This is a genomic window from Niveispirillum lacus (assembly GCF_002251795.1).
Taxonomy (GTDB): Bacteria; Pseudomonadota; Alphaproteobacteria; order Azospirillales; family Azospirillaceae; genus Niveispirillum; species Niveispirillum lacus.
On record NZ_NOXU01000031.1, the window covers coordinates 397,961 to 412,404 of the forward strand.

Sequence of the window (14,444 nt, forward strand, 5' to 3'; positions counted from 1 at the left end):
GCGGCTTTGGTTTTACCGTTGGCCCGCGACGCATGCAAACATAAAGATATCTTTATGTGATGATGGCTGACATGCCGGAGGTGCTCAGACTGCTGGGCGCGGGTGACGGTGCGTCCAGCCGCCCGGCAGCAGGCAAGCGGATGGTCACACGGGTGCCGCCACCGGTGCGGTCCGCGATATCCACGGTCCCGGCCAGCGGGCCGGCAACCAATGTGTAGACCATATGCAAACCAAGGCCGGTCCGGCCTTCCGCCCGGCCGGTGGTGGTGAAAGGTTCAAACAGGCGGTGGCGCACCGCATCCGCCAGACCGACGCCATCATCCTCGACCACCAGTTCGATTTGTCCGGCCGGGGTCAGGTTGGCTTCGACACGGATATGGCCAGGTCGCCCCTTGGGGAAGGCATGGTCCATGCAGTTGGACAGAAGCTGGCCCAGCACCTGGGTCAGGGCACCGCCATTGGTTTCCAGCACCAGACCCGGCCGGCTTTCCACCGTCAATGTCACATGGGGCGCGTCGGTCCGAACCTCCATAGCCGGACGCAGTTCGCTCAGCATGTCATGCAGGTCAAGCCGGCGCAGACTTTCATCCGACCGTTCGGTGGCGATCTGCTTGAAGCTCTGCACAACGGCGGCGGTGCGTTCGACGGTGCTGGTCAGCAGGCAGGCGGCCTCCTTCACCTCGGTCAGGAAATCGGCCAATTGACGCCGGGTCATGGTGCCGGCGCTCATGGCTTCCTCTGCCGCTGCCACCTGCTGTGCCAGATGGGTGGCCGTGGTGAGCGCCGTGCCGACGGGGGTATTCACCTCATGTGCGACGCCAGCGACCAGTCGCCCCAGGCTGGCCAGTTTCTCCGACTGTACCAGCCGGTCCTGTGCCAGTTGCAGCCGGTCAACGGTTTCCGACAGATGCCGGGTCCGGTCAGCGACCTGAACCTCCAGCGCACCATTGAGCGCAGCCAGGCGCGCATTGGACTGCTTGGCCTGATCCAGCATGAGGCGCAGCCGATCAATCAGCAAGGCGGCCTGCAGGAACAGCATGAAGCAATACCCCGCCTCCATGATGCCGGTGAAGCCGACACGATGGACCAGGGCCAGATTGGATACACCCAGGACGGCCCAGGCAATGGCCATGGGCAGGGCCAGCGGCTGACGTTGCCGTGCCGCCGTCACGGTGGCGGTAATCAGGGTGATCATGGCCAGGATCAGCCCAATCGTTGCCGTCCAGGTCAGCAGCCAGGGGATTTGCAATGTCCAGAGACTGGCCACCGGCACAGCCACGATGAACAGGACAGAAGGCCAGGCCAACCCTTTGCGCAGGGAGCCGGGGAACAGCAACGCGGCACTGGCCAGACAGGACAGCCAGACAACGGGAAACATCACATTATTCAGAAAACCTAGCAACTGGCCCGGCAGGCTGTACAGAACCTCGCTGCCCAGCGGGGTGTTTGAGGTCAATTGTACCAGGGCAATGGCCACCGACATGACCGAAAACACCAGACATTCGCGGTCGCGCGGGCGCAGCACGTAGAGAATCAGATAGAGCAGACCGATGGACAGGCAGATTGACAGGAAGGCCGCGCGCAGGGCCAGTTCCTGATGCCAGTCTGCATACATGCCGTCCGCATCCCCCAGCAGCAAAGCGCGGGGAATGCCGCCATAACCACCGAAAGCGGCCACCTGCACCGTGATGTCCAGCACCCCGTCTGACGGGGACACGGCAGCGATGGCCTTCTGCCCCGCGCTGTTGGTCTGATCGGCATCAAGACCGACAGTACCGGCATAAATGGCCCGTTCCCCGTTCACCAGGACATCCCAGGCCACAAAGCGCTGATTATGACGCATGGCCAGCGGCGGCGCGTTTCTGGGCAGCAGCACACGCAAATGGTACGTGCCGATCCCTTCTGACAGAAGCGGCGTGCCATTCACGGTCTGGTTTGTCCAACGGCCCGGTACAGCCAGCAGGGCCGGTGCCGGTGCCTTGCCACTGGCAATGTCGCCAGGTGTTACCAGCCGGTCACGCCAGAATTGCCAGTCGCCTTCCAAAAATATCTGGCCCTGGTGGCGGAAATCCCAACCACGCAGGTCCAGGACCCCATCCACTGCCTGTGGCCGTTGGGTCAGAGCCGCCGACAGGCCTGCCCAGAGCAGTGACAGAATCAACGCTGCGACAAGGGGCGCCCAGAACCAGCGCATCACACCGGAATGGCCCAAATAACGCTCTACGGCCATATTTCCGCACTATCCCGCCTGAAAGTTGTTCTGCGCAACCTTGCGACAGACGGCGCGGCGTTGCAATGCGTGCGTTTGCAGCGGCTGCCATCCGATACCAAAAGGGAAGATGTTTTTGGCCACCTGTTGCGCCGGGGCGGGGGGCTGCCTATTTTCAAACAATGAAGAAAGAAGCCCGACCGTACCGAGATGCCGCCCTTGGTTCCCGTTACCTGACGGGACTGCTGCTGGCGTTGGTAACGCTGGCGGGGGCAGCGCAGGCGGCCTGCACCGACCCGGCGGCGGATGGTGTCAATTGGCGTCGCTGCTACATGGACGGGCGCGACCTGAAGGATGTGTCCTTGGATCAGGCCATGCTGCGCGAAACCACTTTTCAGCGCAGTGACCTGAGCGGCGCCCGTCTTTCCAACGCCGATGCCTATCGCGCCAAGTTCCTGTCGGCACGGTTGGACCGCGCCATTCTGGACGGGGCCCGGTTGATTGAAGCCGATCTGACCCGAGCCGAACTGTCAGGGGCCAGCCTCAAGGGTGCTGATCTGCGCAACGCCAAACTGGTGGGGGCCGTTATGAAGGGGGCCGACCTCACCGGTGCCCGACTGGAAGGGGCCGATCTGCGTAATGCCGACCTGACCGGTGCTCGCTGGACCGACGGCCGCGCCTGTGGTTCCGGATCTGTCGGACAGTGCCATTGATGGGCCGGCGTCGCGGTCACCACAGTAAATTCGCCAGTGCGGCGCTTATTGTGGCAAAGACCTGAAGTGGATCGCGGCGATTTTATTAAAAAGCTGACCCATTGCGTTTTCTGTCAAATAAACGGCATCATCCCTTCTCGTGATGACCAGAATCTGGCGGTTCTGATCAACCCCCGCCATCGGCAGCATCAATATCCGTGGGACTGGTGGCATCGTATGAACGGTGTGGCGACAATTGTTGCCGCTGAGGATTACCACAAAGGTTGCTCATCGTAATTTGGGATCGGGTTCCATCAGAGGTTCATTAAAATAACGTATTTTATATAATTTATCGTCGATTTCCTTATTTTTTCATCACCCCACCTTATCGTGATGCGATTCATTATCGTATACGATCTACTATTTGGCATTGACATATCGGTAGCAGAAGTCATATTTCACCCCGCTTTTAAGGTTAAGGGCCAGGCCATGTTTTCCGTCGGACACGGTGCAGATCACATTACCCTCGCCTTGAGTGAGGGTTTCTTGTGTTTCCATCTGTCAGGGGAAGTCGCGCCGGTTGATATTGAAACGGCCATGTCCATTGCCGCCGCCGCCGGGATGTTGCGCCCGGACAACCGGGTACTGGTGGATATCCGCAAGTTCCGCGGGTCCGTCGACTGGGGCATGATCCGGGAAATGCGCCGCTATGCCCCCTGGGTCAGCCGTCCCGGCCAGCGTATTCGCTGCGCCTATCTGCTGCCGGAAGGTTTTGGCAGCTTTGTCACCATTCTCGCGAGTTTTTTTCCGGGCGCTCGCCATCGGGCCTTCCGGGATCAGGCATCGGCCCTGCGCTGGTTGGCCGAAACACGGGCCGCCGCATGATGTCATGGCCCCCCTGACGCCATGCCACTAGCGGGTCGGGCCAAGGCTGGGTAAAAGGCGGGACAGATTGTTGAAATTCCGTTCGGAACCCCTGCCATGGCCCTGATCACCCCCCGTACCCCCGCCGGTACCATGGAACTTCTGCCGCGCCGGCAGATTACGTTCCAGCGTATGTTGGACACGATCCGCCGCAATTACGAACGGTTCGGCTTCATCCCCCTGGAGACGCCGGTATTCGAGGTGGCGGATGTGCTTCTGTCCAAGTCGGGTGGGGAAACGGAAAAGCAGGTCTATTTTGTGCAGTCCACCGGCGCCATCGAGCAGGGCCACAAGCCCGACCTGGCCCTGCGCTTTGACCTGACGGTGCCCACTGCCCGCTATGTCGCGCAGTATGAGCGCGATCTGGCCTTTCCCTTCCGCCGCTATCAGATGCAGCGTGTCTATCGCGGCGAACGGGCCCAGAAGGGTCGGTACCGCGAGTTTTATCAGTGCGATATCGACGTGATCGGCAAGGACAGTTTGCCCGTCGCCTATGATGCCGAGATGCCCGCCGTGATCTATTCGGTGTTTACCGAACTGAATGTCGGGCCGTTTCAGATCAACTTCAACAATCGCAAGATCCTGCTGGGCATGTTCGAGGCCCTGGGCGTCACCGACCCCGGCATCCGCATCCTGGTACTGCGGCAGGTGGACAAGCTGGACAAGCTGTCGCGTGAGGAGGTGCTGAAGCTGCTGACAGGAGAGGGGATCGGCCTTTCCCCTGAACAGGCTGCCTCGGTGCTGGACATGATCGGGTTCAGCGGATCATCGGCGGATACGCTGGCGCATCTGGACCGGCTGGGTCTGGAGAACGCCTTGTTCAAGGAAGGTGTGGAAGAACTGCGCCAGGTGGTGGCCGCCCTGACCGCGTTCGGCGTGCCGGAGACGCATTGGCGCGTCAACCTGGCGATTGCCCGTGGCCTGGATTACTACACCGGCACCGTCTATGAGACCTTCCTGACCGATCACCGGTCGCTGGGTTCGGTCTGCTCCGGCGGGCGATACGAGAATCTGGCCGGGCTTTACACCAAATCGAAGCTGCCCGGCGTCGGCATCTCCATCGGCCTGACGCGCCTGTTCTATGCGCTGGAACAGGCCGGCATCGTGAAGGATGGCGACAGTTCGGTTCAGGTGCTGGTCACGCAGTTCGATCCCGCCCTGCTGACCGATTATCTGGCCATCGGGGCGGAATTGCGGGCCGGGGGGGTCAATACGGAAATCTACCTGTCGCCCGACAAGCCGGCCAAACAGTTCAAATATGCCGATAAGGCCGGCATCCGTTACGCCGTTATTGTCGGCGGGGATGAGAAGGCCAAGGGCGAGGTTCTGGTCAAGGACATGATCGCGGGCACCCAGGTGGCCGTTAAGCGCGAGGCGCTGGTGTCGTGGTTCGACAAGAAGCGGGAAGAAGTCTGAACGGTGTTGACATCGTTCCGGTCGCGTTAACGCGTCTGTCACCCAGTTGGAGCCGGGCCGCGGGTGACAAGCAGTTGGCTCCACGGCCTGGGCCCTGGCCTTCGACGGGGCGATGATAGAGGGTAGGCTGGATCATCGCGCATTCCGCCACCCCCTGTCGTCGATCTGGCCACTTCGTCGCCATAATCGGCATTGGCTGTGCCTGTGCCTTACGGCATTCCGCGCTTTTCCGGCTTGGCATGGGCATTGCTCTATAAATGGTCAGAAACAACCGATCCAATCGGAGCTGGCCAAATGCTGCTGAAGCCCTTCCTGCTTGCCACCGTGTTGACCCTTACCGCGCTCCCGGCGCTGGCCTTCGGTCCCCAGGATTTTACCGCCAAGGAAGTGACCGTGTCGGGCGTCGTGGGACGTCTCACCGTCAAGGTGGACAGCAGTGCGTCCAGGGTTACGGCCAGCGTCACGGGGCCAGAACGTTGGGTTTCGCTGGTCACGGTGCGCCTGGATGGCAACGATCTGATCATCAACCAGAGAGAAAGTGCCCGCAACTGGCGGACCAGCGATGAGGATGACTGGATTGATGTCCAGATCACGGTGCCCGTTGGCACCAAGCTGGAGATTGATGAATTCACCGGCGAGGGCACAGTCGGCGACCTGCGCGGCGCGTTTTCGATCGATGGCATGAATTCCGGCAGGCTGTCCGTCGGCCATGTCAGCACGGCCAATGTCGGCATTGACGGGTCGGGCGACGTGGTGCTGGGCGATATCGACCGCGATCTAAGCCTGGAGATCAACGGGTCCGGGTCGATCAGCACGGGCCGTACCGCCGGCAATACCGCACTGGGGATCAATGGGTCGGGCGAGATCACGCTGGGCCAGGCCAATGGCCCGATCAATGCGGAAATCAACGGGTCAGGCGATATCCGCATCAAGTCGGGTGTGGCCGATCCTTTGGCGGTTGAGATCAATGGTTCCGGGTCGTTGCTGCTGGACGGTATTGCCCGCAACCAAAGCGTCGAACAGTCCGGGTCCGGCAGCGTGAAGGTCACCGGCCGGGCCGGCTGAACCGTTCCTGCACCATCCGCTATCCATCCGGTCGCCGCGCCCATCACGGGCGCGGGCACCACCATCTTGCCTGAACGAGGCAGGGCCTTGGGGGGCCTTTCACCATGCGCAAGCCTGCTTTCATGCTGTTCGCCACCATCGCCGTCCTCAGCCTGACCGGGACCGCGCAGGCCGAGACATCCGGGCCGCAGCGGTTCGAGGGGTCGAGGCTGGTGGTCCGTGATGTCATTGGCGCGGTCAAAGTGACGGTCGATCCGTCGGCCAAAGACGTGACCGTCACCATTGATGCCGATGCGGAGGAATTTCCGCTGCTGTCGGCACGGGGCGGGGAAGGCGGCGTTGTCATTGCACGGTCCCGTCCGCCGGAGAAGCAGCGCCAGAGTTGGAATGTCCAGGATAATAACGTCGTCATCACGGTCACCCTGCCCAAGGGCAGCGCCATCCATGTTGATGACATGATCGGCAAGCTGGAGGTGGGCGATCTGGACGGGCCCCTGACGGCCGACATTCGGGCGGCAGCCGATCTCAAGACCGGCCGGCTGAGCAGTGCGCGCATCGATGTTGCGGGGGCGGCTGGCATTCATACCGGCGACATTACCGGCCGGTTGGACCTCAGCATCGCCGGGGCCGGGGATGTGGATATCGGTTCCGTGCGACAGGGCGCCGACATCAGCATCGCCGGGTTCGGTGATATCGATATCGCCGGCGTCAAGGGCCCTGTCTCCGTGCGGGTTGGTGGCGTCGGCGATGTCGATCTCAACAATGGTGATGTCGATATGCTGGACATTTCGGTTGCCGGCATGGGCTCGGTCTCTTTCGAGGGCGCGGCCAAGGATCGGCGGATCAACAGTTCCGGCCTGTCCAGTGTGCGGGTCAACGGTAAGAAGGTTGCGGGATAAGGTGGTGCATCCCCCGTCGCCCGGTGCGGCGGCGGGGGATGGCCATACCGGTTACTGGAATGCGGCCTCGGCGAAGCTGCGCAGCTTGCGGCTATGCAGCCGTTCCAGGCCCGTGTCGCGCATCATCTCCATGGCGCGCATGCCGATGGCCAGATGCTGGTCTACCCGCGCGCGGTAGAAATGGTTGGCCATGCCGGGCAATTTGATTTCCCCATGCAGCGGCTTGTCCGAGACGCAGAGGAGGGTGCCGTAAGGCACACGGAAGCGGAAGCCGTTGGCGGCGACCGTCGCCGATTCCATGTCCAGCGCGATGGCGCGGGACTGGCTGAACCGCTGCACCGGCTCGCTATGGTCACGAAGCTCCCAGTTGCGGTTGTCGATGGTGGCGACGGTGCCGGTGCGCATGATGGATTTCAGTTCCCAGCCCTTCAGGCCGGTCACTTCCTCCACCGCATCCTCCAACGCCACCTGCACCTCGGCCAGCGCCGGGACAGGGACCCAGGTCGGTAGGTCGGCGTCGAGCACCTTGTCGTCGCGCACATAACCATGGGCCAGGGCATAGTCCCCCAGCTTCTGTGTATCGCGCAGGCCGGCACAATGGCCCAGCATCAGCCAGACATGTGGGCGCAGCACGGCGATATGGTCGCTGATCGTCTTGGCATTGGACGGGCCGACGCCGATATTAACGATGGTAATGCCGTTCCCATCCTTGCGCTTCAGGTGATAGGCCGGCATCTGCGGCAGGCGGGCGACCTTCTGTCCCTGTGGTTCGCGGCCGGGATGGGTGGCCTGGTTCCAGGTAATATGGTCGCCCGGTTCAATGAAACATTCATACTGCCGGCGATAGGCCTGGGTCGCCGGATCGTCCGATGGTTCCATGATTTCCAGGCCGCGGCGCACGAATTCGTCAATGTAGAACTGATAATTCGTGAACAGGACATAGTTCTGGAAATGGTCGGGCTTGGTCGCGGTGTAATGCTTCAGCCGGTGCAGGCTGTAATCCACGCGCGGGGCGGTGAACAGGGCCAGGGGGCGGGGGGCACCGGGTGGCGTGATGTGCGTGCCATTGACGATGCTGTCATCCATATAGACCAGATCGGGCAGGTCGAAATAGTCACGTAGCTGATACAGACGCTCCGGCGTCAGATCACCCTCGACATGCATGCCCTCGGGATAGGCGAACTGGATCGGGATGGGCGTGTCGCTGATCCCCACCTCCAGCGGCACACCGTGGTTTTTGACCAGCAGCGACAATTGATGATGCAGATAATGGTCAAACAGGTCGGGGCGGGTGACGGTGGTGCGAAAGGTGCCCATGCCATGGACAAACCCATAGGCCAGGCGGCTGTCGATGCGCGGTTCACTATCGATGCGGATCTGGATAAACGGGTAGCAGGCCCGCACCCGGCCCCCCAGGTCATCACCATGGGCAAAGGCGGAAAACCGGTCACGCAGATAGTCTACAGCCTGATCATACAGGGCCCGGACACGGGCATAAGCACCATCGGCGTCGGTGAAACTTTCCACCGCCGGATCAAAGGACGAATTGTTGGATGAATTCACTGTGCAAGCTCCTATGAGTTTGCACCTCTTTATGCGCCAGGGACGGGGGCTTGGGAAGGGGGATTTTCTGAACCTTCAGTTACAGGCCTGTGCTGGTCCGAAAATCCACCGCATCACTCCAGCCCGACCAGCGCCCGCGTAAAACCCCGCGCCTCAAACGGGCGCAGGTCGTAGACACCTTCGCCGACGCCGATGGCATGCACGGGCAGTTTGAATTTCTCGGCCAACGCCACCAGTACGCCGCCGCGCGCCGACCCGTCCAGCTTGGTCAGGACCAGGCCATTGATGGCGACCATATCCTTGAACACCTCGATCTGGCTGTGCGCGTTCTGGCCGGTGGTGGCATCCAGCGTCAGCAGGGTGGTGTGCGGCGCCTCTGGGTTCAGCTTCTTGATGACGCGCACGATCTTGCGCAGCTCTTCCATCAGCCCGGCCTTGTTCTGTAACCGGCCTGCCGTGTCGATCAGCAGCACATCGGCCCCGGCCTTGGTGGCCTGTTCGACCGCGTCATAGGCCAGACCCGCCGCATCGGCGCCCGTGTCGCGCGACACGACCGGGCAGCCCGTGCGTTCGCCCCAGACCTTCAACTGGGCCACAGCAGCGGCACGGAACGTGTCGCCGGCGGCCAGCCACACGGTTTTTCCTTCATCCCGGAACTGGCGCGCCAGCTTGCCGATGGTGGTGGTCTTGCCGGTACCGTTGACCCCGACCAGCAGGATGATGTGCGGTTTCTTCGACGGGTCAATGACCAGCGGCTGGGCCACCGGTTCCACAATCTTCTGCAATTCGGTGGCGAGGTAATCCTTCACCTCTTCCGCCGATACTTCCTTGCCAAAGCGTGTCTTGGCCAGACCGGCGGTCAGCCGGGCCGCCGTGACGGGGCCAAGGTCGGCCCGGATCAGCAGCTCTTCCAGCTCTTCCAGCGCCTCATCATCCAGCTTTTTCTTGGTGAAGATGCCGGTGATGCCCTCGGTCAGGCGGCTGGTCGATTTGGACAGCCCGTCTTTCAGGCGGGAGAACCAGCTTTTCTTCTCCGGCTTGTCTTCCAGCTCCGGGATCACCGCTGGCACCGGCGCTGCCTCAACCACGGGGTCCGCGTCGACGGCTTCCACCGGCGCTGCAACCGCGACCTCGTCCGCCACCAGCGGTGCCGGTGGGGGAACCGGTTGCGGGGCCGGGGCGTCTGGGGTCGGCTTCTTCTTGAACCAGTTCAGCATCAGTCGAGGACTCGCGCGGTCAATTGGGTTCCGGCCACGCCGGTGATGGTGCAGCGGACAATCGTTCCGGGCTCATAATGATCGGGGACTGCCACTTCGGCAAAGCCCTCATTACGGCCCAGGCCCGGTCGCTCAATCAATACGTTGGCGGAATGACCTACCTGCGAGGCCAGATAACGGGTTACCTGTGCCTCTCCGGCGGCGCGCAGGCGGGCCGCACGTTCCTTACGGATGGGGCCGGGCACCTGCGGCATCTTGGCGGCGGGTGTGCCGGGACGCGGGCTGTAGGGGAAAACATGCAGCCAGGTCAGGCCGCATTGTTCCACGATGTCCAGGCTGTTCTGGAACATCGCTTCGGTTTCGGTGGGGAAGCCGGCGATGATGTCGGCACCGAACACCATATCGGGGCGCAGCGCCCGCGCCTTTTCGGCAAAGGCAATGGCATCGCCGCGCAGATGCCGGCGCTTCATGCGCTTCAAGATCATGTCGTCGCCGGCCTGCAAGGACAGGTGCAGATGCGGCATCAAGCGGGGTTCCTCGGCCACCAGCCGCCAGAGATCATCATCCATCTCCACGGCATCCAGGCTGGACAGGCGCAGGCGTGCCAAGTCGGGCACCAGCGCCAGCAGACGGCGCACCATCTGCCCCAGCGATGGCTTGCCCGGCAGGTCGGGGCCATAGGAGGTGACGTCCACCCCGGTCAGCACGACCTCATTATAGCCGCTTTCGACCAGGGCGCGGACCTGGGCGACAATCTCCCCCATCGGCACCGACCGGGAATTGCCGCGCCCATAGGGGATGATGCAGAAAGTGCAGCGATGGTCGCAGCCATTCTGAACCTGCACAAAGGCCCGCGCGCGGCCTTCCATGCCCTGGATCAGGTGGCCGGCGGTTTCCTTCACGCTCATGATGTCATTGACGACCACACGTTCGGCCTGCCCCGTGCCGAACTCGGCCCAGGGGGCGGCGGTCAGCTTGGCATCATTGCCCAGCACATGGTCAACCTCGCCCATGGCGGCGAACTTTTCCGGGCTGACCTGCGCGGCGCAGCCGGTCACGATGATCTTGGAGCCCGGCCGCTCACGACGCAGACGGCGGATGGTCTGCCGCGCCTGACGCTCCGCCTCCGCTGTCACGGCGCAGGTATTGACGATGACAACATCATCCAGTCCGGCCTGTCGCGCATGCGTGCGCATTACTTCGGACTCATAGGCATTGAGGCGGCAACCGAACGTCACCAGCGTCGGCTCACCCACCCCGCCGGTCACTTCCGGCGGGCCGCCCTCGCCGCGCTCATGCACATGTTCGGCCTCGGCCAGACTGGTATCGACGCTCACAGCGTCTCTCCCAGCAACTCAGGCCCCAGCGTCCCGGCAAAGGAGGTGGCGACCGGCCCCGTCATCAGGACATGGCCATCATCGCGCCATTCGATATCCAGCACACCACCATCCAGGGTGACAGTGACACGGCGACCCTGCACCAGACCCCGGCGGATGGCGGCCACGCCGACCGCGCAGGCCCCTGACCCGCAGGCATCGGTAATCCCGGCCCCGCGTTCCCAGACGCGCATGCGCACCGATGCCGGGCCGGTGACACTCACCACCTCAATATTGGCGCGGTCGGGGAAGAAAGGATGGCGTTCCAACTGCGGGCCCCAAAGCGTCAGGTCCACGGCTTCAGCATCCGGCACAAAATGCACGGCATGCGGATTGCCCATATTGACGCCGACCCCGTCAGACAGCGGCCCGGCGGACGCCGGCAGATGCAGGGTGTCGCAAGGTTCCGCCACCGGGATCTGCTGCCAATCCAACCGCGCCGGCCCCATATCGACCGTTACGGTGCCATCGGCATGCAGCCAGCAGCGCAACAGGCCGGAAATGGTCTGGATCACCAGTTCATCCCGGCCCAACCCCTTGCCAACCAGCGAGGCGACACAGCGCGTGGCATTGCCACAGGCCCCGGCCTCACTGCCATCAGGGTTCAGGATACGCATGAAGATGTTGGCCGCCCTGTCCTGCGGCGGTTCGATCAGGATCAACTGATCAAACCCCACCCCCCGCCGCCGGTCACCAATGGCGCGCGCGTGGGAAGCCGTCAGGGGGACGGGTCGGGTGCGGGCGTCGATGACAACGAAGTCATTGCCAAGCCCGTGCATCTTCAAAAACGGTATCGTCATGTCGCCTTATATAAGCCCCGGATGCCAAGGCGTAAACGGCGGTGCGGACGGGGCGGGGATGCACAGGCGGCGTAGGGCGTGGGAGCAGGTTGAAACACAACCGGATTAATGCAAGATTATGAGGGACCGCAACGGAGCATGACCATGCGCCCTGTACAGAAACCCGATGCCGAGTTTGACTGGCAGCCCAGGGATGAAGCCGAGCTGGCCGCGCTTAAGGCTGCGGTGGAAGAGGCGCTGGCGGACCCGATGGGTGTTCCGCATGAAGAGGTGGTCGCTTGGCTCAAGCAACTGGAAGCCGGCAACTTTGATGCGCCGATGCCGGTCCCTCGTTTGCTGAGTTAAAGTGCCGATAGCGATGAAAGTGGTCTGGCGGCCCGCCGCGCTGGCAGACTTGAGCCGCTTGATCAGTCACATTGCCATGGACAATCCGTCCGCCGCTGCAAGGCTGTCGAGGCGGTTGCGGCAGGCCGCAGAGAATCTGCCTATCTTTCCTTACAAGGGCCGGGTTGGTGCGATCCCCGACACACGGGAGTTGGTAACAGTTCAGCCCTACATCATTGTCTACAAGGTCGTGCCGGACGAAAACTCCTTAGACGTCCTCCGCGTCTGGCACGCCGCGCAATCCCGGCAGGAAGTCGACTAGGCCCGCTCCCTACCGCTTGCCCTCAATCACCTTGAAACCGTCCGCCTCAGCAACCGTCCGGCGCGACTTGAAATGCTTGTCCACCACCGCCTCATAGGGCAGGTGTTTGTTGGCGACCAGCAGCAGGGTGCCGCCGCTGCCCAGCGCTTCTGCGGCACGGGTGATGAACTGGCTGCCGAGCGTCACGTCGGTGGCTTTGCCGGCATGGAAGGGCGGGTTGGTGATGACCCAGTCGAACCGGCCGCGCGGCAGGCCCGCCGTGACATCGGCCCAGTGATATTTCAGGACCGTGCCGCCCGCCAGCGGGGCCACATTGACAGCGGCGGCCGCTAGTGACGCCGCATCCGCCTCATACAGGTCCAGCCCTGTGATGCGGCCCGGTGCGGCACGCAGCAGTTCGGCGGACAGATAGCCCCAGCCGGCCCCCAGATCGGCCACCCGTCCCCGGATGGCACCCGGAAACTGGGCGGCCAGCAGGCGGGACCCGATATCAATCTTGTTCCAGCCATGCATGCCGGGACCGGCGGTAAAGCCGGTGGCGGCCACGGGGCGTACGGCCCCACCGGCGCGCCAGTCGGCCAGCAAGGCCGGTGCTGCGCCCGCACCCTTGCGCCACCAGAAGACGCGGGCATGGTATTTGGACAGGCTTTCCACCTCCCCGAACGCCTCCTTCACCGCCTTCATCAGGCTGGTGACGCCGGTATCATTGTCGCCGGAGCAGACCAGCAGCCCGCCCACGGGCAAGGCGTCCCAGGCCTGGGCGATACTGGCCAGGCTTTCGGCCTTGTGCTTGGTCATCAGGCAGAGACCCGCCTGATAGTCCGCCTCGGCCAGGGTCTGCACCACGCGGAACCCGGCCGCCGTCAGTGCGTTATGCGCGGGCTTGAAGCCGGTGACGCAGATCAGCGCCCGCAAACCGGGCGGCAGCTCGGCATCGGCCTGGACATTCAAGATGAAGCCCGACACCGGCAGGGGCAGCATGCCGGCGGCGAACGGGTGGTGGAGGGCTTTGGCAATTGACATGGCCGAACGCGTAACCCATCCGCCCGCCGGTGTCGAGTGGCGTGACCCGGCGGGCAAAAGCGTGTAGCAAGGGGCCGTCACCCCGCAGCCACCGGCCATGATGCAAACACCTGTTTCCCGCCAGTTCGCCACCTTCGCCCTGATCGGTGTGGGCGGCCTGTTTGTTGATATGGCGGCCTTGGCCGTGGCGCTGCATCTTTTGGCGCTGGACCCCTATGGCGGGCGGGTCTTCTCTTACCTGATGGCGGCGACCTTTACCTGGTACATGAACCGGCAATTCACCTTTACCGGTGTCAGCCGGCGCGGGGCCATCCGGCAATGGGCGCGCTTTCTGGCCGCCAATGCCGTGGGGGCCGTCGTCAATTACGGTGTCTATGTGCTGGTGCTGAACACGGGACCGTGGGTGATGGGCGTTATCGGCCTGTGGCCGGCGGTGCTGACGGCCCTTCTGCCCTATGCCGGGGTGGCAGCGGGCAGTATTTCCGGACTGGTTTTCAACTTTATCCTGTCGAAGAGGCTGGTATTCCGCAAGTCGTAAGGGAGCGGGCATACCCATAAGGCAAAGGGGGTATTGTGCCGGTGGCGGAGCTGTTTGTGCCCATGCTATGCATGGA

At 62.9% G+C, this 14,444-nt stretch carries 15 protein-coding genes; 9 read left to right on the top strand and 6 right to left on the bottom strand.

Annotated features, from left to right (window positions below; genetic code table 11):
- Positions 1 to 52: 52 nt before the first annotated feature.
- On the bottom strand, positions 53 to 2,230 hold the full coding sequence (locus tag CHU95_RS17635) for a sensor histidine kinase (protein WP_094457638.1): 2,178 nt from the start codon (positions 2,228 to 2,230) through the stop codon (positions 53 to 55).
- Between the two features lie 161 nt (positions 2,231 to 2,391).
- Between CHU95_RS17635 and CHU95_RS17640 the strand changes: the two genes are divergently transcribed.
- The 6 genes from CHU95_RS17640 to CHU95_RS17660 all read left to right on the top strand — a co-directional run bounded on the left by CHU95_RS17640 (position 2,392) and on the right by CHU95_RS17660 (position 7,205).
- Positions 2,392 to 2,922, top strand: a complete 531-nt coding sequence (locus tag CHU95_RS17640; protein WP_094457639.1) for a pentapeptide repeat-containing protein — start codon at positions 2,392 to 2,394, stop codon at positions 2,920 to 2,922.
- Positions 2,923 to 2,988: 66 nt separating this feature from the next.
- Positions 2,989 to 3,198, top strand: a complete 210-nt coding sequence (locus CHU95_RS22165; protein ID WP_133065561.1) for a hypothetical protein — start codon at positions 2,989 to 2,991, stop codon at positions 3,196 to 3,198.
- Between the two features lie 300 nt (positions 3,199 to 3,498).
- A complete protein-coding gene (locus tag CHU95_RS17645; protein WP_133065562.1) occupies positions 3,499 to 3,786 on the top strand; it encodes a hypothetical protein in 288 nt (95 codons plus the stop codon).
- A gap of 96 nt (positions 3,787 to 3,882) precedes the next feature.
- Positions 3,883 to 5,241, top strand: a complete 1,359-nt coding sequence (hisS, locus tag CHU95_RS17650) for a histidine--tRNA ligase (RefSeq protein ID WP_094457641.1) — start codon at positions 3,883 to 3,885, stop codon at positions 5,239 to 5,241.
- Between the two features lie 294 nt (positions 5,242 to 5,535).
- Positions 5,536 to 6,306 carry a GIN domain-containing protein gene (locus tag CHU95_RS17655; RefSeq protein ID WP_094457642.1) on the top strand — a complete coding sequence of 257 codons (771 nt, stop codon included), beginning with the start codon at positions 5,536 to 5,538 and terminating at the stop codon, positions 6,304 to 6,306.
- Between the two features lie 104 nt (positions 6,307 to 6,410).
- The gene (locus tag CHU95_RS17660) at positions 6,411 to 7,205 is read left to right on the top strand and encodes a GIN domain-containing protein (RefSeq protein ID WP_094457643.1); all 795 of its coding nucleotides are present in this window, start codon (positions 6,411 to 6,413) and stop codon (positions 7,203 to 7,205) included.
- Positions 7,206 to 7,256: 51 nt separating this feature from the next.
- Here CHU95_RS17660 and CHU95_RS17665 read toward each other — a convergent pair whose 3' ends face one another.
- The 4 genes from CHU95_RS17665 to dapF all read right to left on the bottom strand — a co-directional run bounded on the left by CHU95_RS17665 (position 7,257) and on the right by dapF (position 12,161).
- The gene (locus CHU95_RS17665) at positions 7,257 to 8,768 is read right to left on the bottom strand and encodes an AMP nucleosidase (RefSeq protein WP_094457644.1); all 1,512 of its coding nucleotides are present in this window, start codon (positions 8,766 to 8,768) and stop codon (positions 7,257 to 7,259) included.
- A gap of 113 nt (positions 8,769 to 8,881) precedes the next feature.
- The gene (gene ftsY, locus CHU95_RS17670) at positions 8,882 to 9,985 is read right to left on the bottom strand and encodes a signal recognition particle-docking protein FtsY (RefSeq protein ID WP_245838372.1); all 1,104 of its coding nucleotides are present in this window, start codon (positions 9,983 to 9,985) and stop codon (positions 8,882 to 8,884) included.
- Entirely contained in the window at positions 9,985 to 11,286 is a 1,302-nt protein-coding gene (gene mtaB / locus CHU95_RS17675; RefSeq protein WP_425435993.1) for a tRNA (N(6)-L-threonylcarbamoyladenosine(37)-C(2))-methylthiotransferase MtaB, read from the bottom strand. The genes ftsY and mtaB overlap by 1 nt, the downstream gene beginning before the upstream one ends.
- Positions 11,287 to 11,318: 32 nt before the next feature.
- Positions 11,319 to 12,161 carry a diaminopimelate epimerase gene (gene dapF, locus CHU95_RS17680; protein ID WP_094457645.1) on the bottom strand — a complete coding sequence of 281 codons (843 nt, stop codon included), beginning with the start codon at positions 12,159 to 12,161 and terminating at the stop codon, positions 11,319 to 11,321.
- 138 nt (positions 12,162 to 12,299) lie between these two features.
- Between dapF and CHU95_RS17685 the strand changes: the two genes are divergently transcribed.
- Positions 12,300 to 12,506: a hypothetical protein gene (locus tag CHU95_RS17685; protein WP_133065563.1), complete on the top strand. Its 207-nt coding sequence runs from the start codon at positions 12,300 to 12,302 to the stop codon at positions 12,504 to 12,506.
- 13 nt (positions 12,507 to 12,519) lie between these two features.
- Entirely contained in the window at positions 12,520 to 12,807 is a 288-nt protein-coding gene (locus tag CHU95_RS17690) for a type II toxin-antitoxin system RelE/ParE family toxin (protein WP_133065564.1), read from the top strand.
- Positions 12,808 to 12,816: 9 nt separating this feature from the next.
- Here CHU95_RS17690 and CHU95_RS17695 read toward each other — a convergent pair whose 3' ends face one another.
- On the bottom strand, positions 12,817 to 13,929 hold the full coding sequence (locus CHU95_RS17695) for a class I SAM-dependent methyltransferase (protein WP_094457648.1): 1,113 nt from the start codon (positions 13,927 to 13,929) through the stop codon (positions 12,817 to 12,819).
- Here CHU95_RS17695 and CHU95_RS17700 point away from each other — a divergent pair.
- Positions 13,928 to 14,368 carry a GtrA family protein gene (locus CHU95_RS17700; protein ID WP_207762534.1) on the top strand — a complete coding sequence of 147 codons (441 nt, stop codon included), beginning with the start codon at positions 13,928 to 13,930 and terminating at the stop codon, positions 14,366 to 14,368. The two genes, CHU95_RS17695 and CHU95_RS17700, sit on opposite strands and share 2 nt — an antisense overlap.
- Positions 14,369 to 14,444 lie beyond the last annotated feature (76 nt).

What these genes read in the sequence shown, in the direction of transcription:
- CHU95_RS17635 (WP_094457638.1), bottom strand. Translation starts at nt 2,230, where the DNA reads ATGGCCGTAGAGCGTTATTTGGGCCATTCCGGTGTGATGCGCTGGTTC.
- CHU95_RS17640 (WP_094457639.1), top strand. Translation starts at nt 2,392, where the DNA reads ATGAAGAAAGAAGCCCGACCGTACCGAGATGCCGCCCTTGGTTCCCGT.
- CHU95_RS17645 (WP_133065562.1), top strand. Translation starts at nt 3,499, where the DNA reads ATGTCCATTGCCGCCGCCGCCGGGATGTTGCGCCCGGACAACCGGGTA.
- hisS (WP_094457641.1), top strand. Translation starts at nt 3,883, where the DNA reads ATGGCCCTGATCACCCCCCGTACCCCCGCCGGTACCATGGAACTTCTG.
- CHU95_RS17655 (WP_094457642.1), top strand. Translation starts at nt 5,536, where the DNA reads ATGCTGCTGAAGCCCTTCCTGCTTGCCACCGTGTTGACCCTTACCGCG.
- CHU95_RS17660 (WP_094457643.1), top strand. Translation starts at nt 6,411, where the DNA reads ATGCGCAAGCCTGCTTTCATGCTGTTCGCCACCATCGCCGTCCTCAGC.
- ftsY (WP_245838372.1), bottom strand. Translation starts at nt 9,985, where the DNA reads ATGCTGAACTGGTTCAAGAAGAAGCCGACCCCAGACGCCCCGGCCCCG.
- dapF (WP_094457645.1), bottom strand. Translation starts at nt 12,161, where the DNA reads ATGACGATACCGTTTTTGAAGATGCACGGGCTTGGCAATGACTTCGTT.
- CHU95_RS17685 (WP_133065563.1), top strand. Translation starts at nt 12,300, where the DNA reads ATGACCATGCGCCCTGTACAGAAACCCGATGCCGAGTTTGACTGGCAG.
- CHU95_RS17690 (WP_133065564.1), top strand. Translation starts at nt 12,520, where the DNA reads ATGAAAGTGGTCTGGCGGCCCGCCGCGCTGGCAGACTTGAGCCGCTTG.
- CHU95_RS17700 (WP_207762534.1), top strand. Translation starts at nt 13,928, where the DNA reads ATGATGCAAACACCTGTTTCCCGCCAGTTCGCCACCTTCGCCCTGATC.
- CHU95_RS17695 (WP_094457648.1), bottom strand. Translation starts at nt 13,929, where the DNA reads ATGGCCGGTGGCTGCGGGGTGACGGCCCCTTGCTACACGCTTTTGCCC.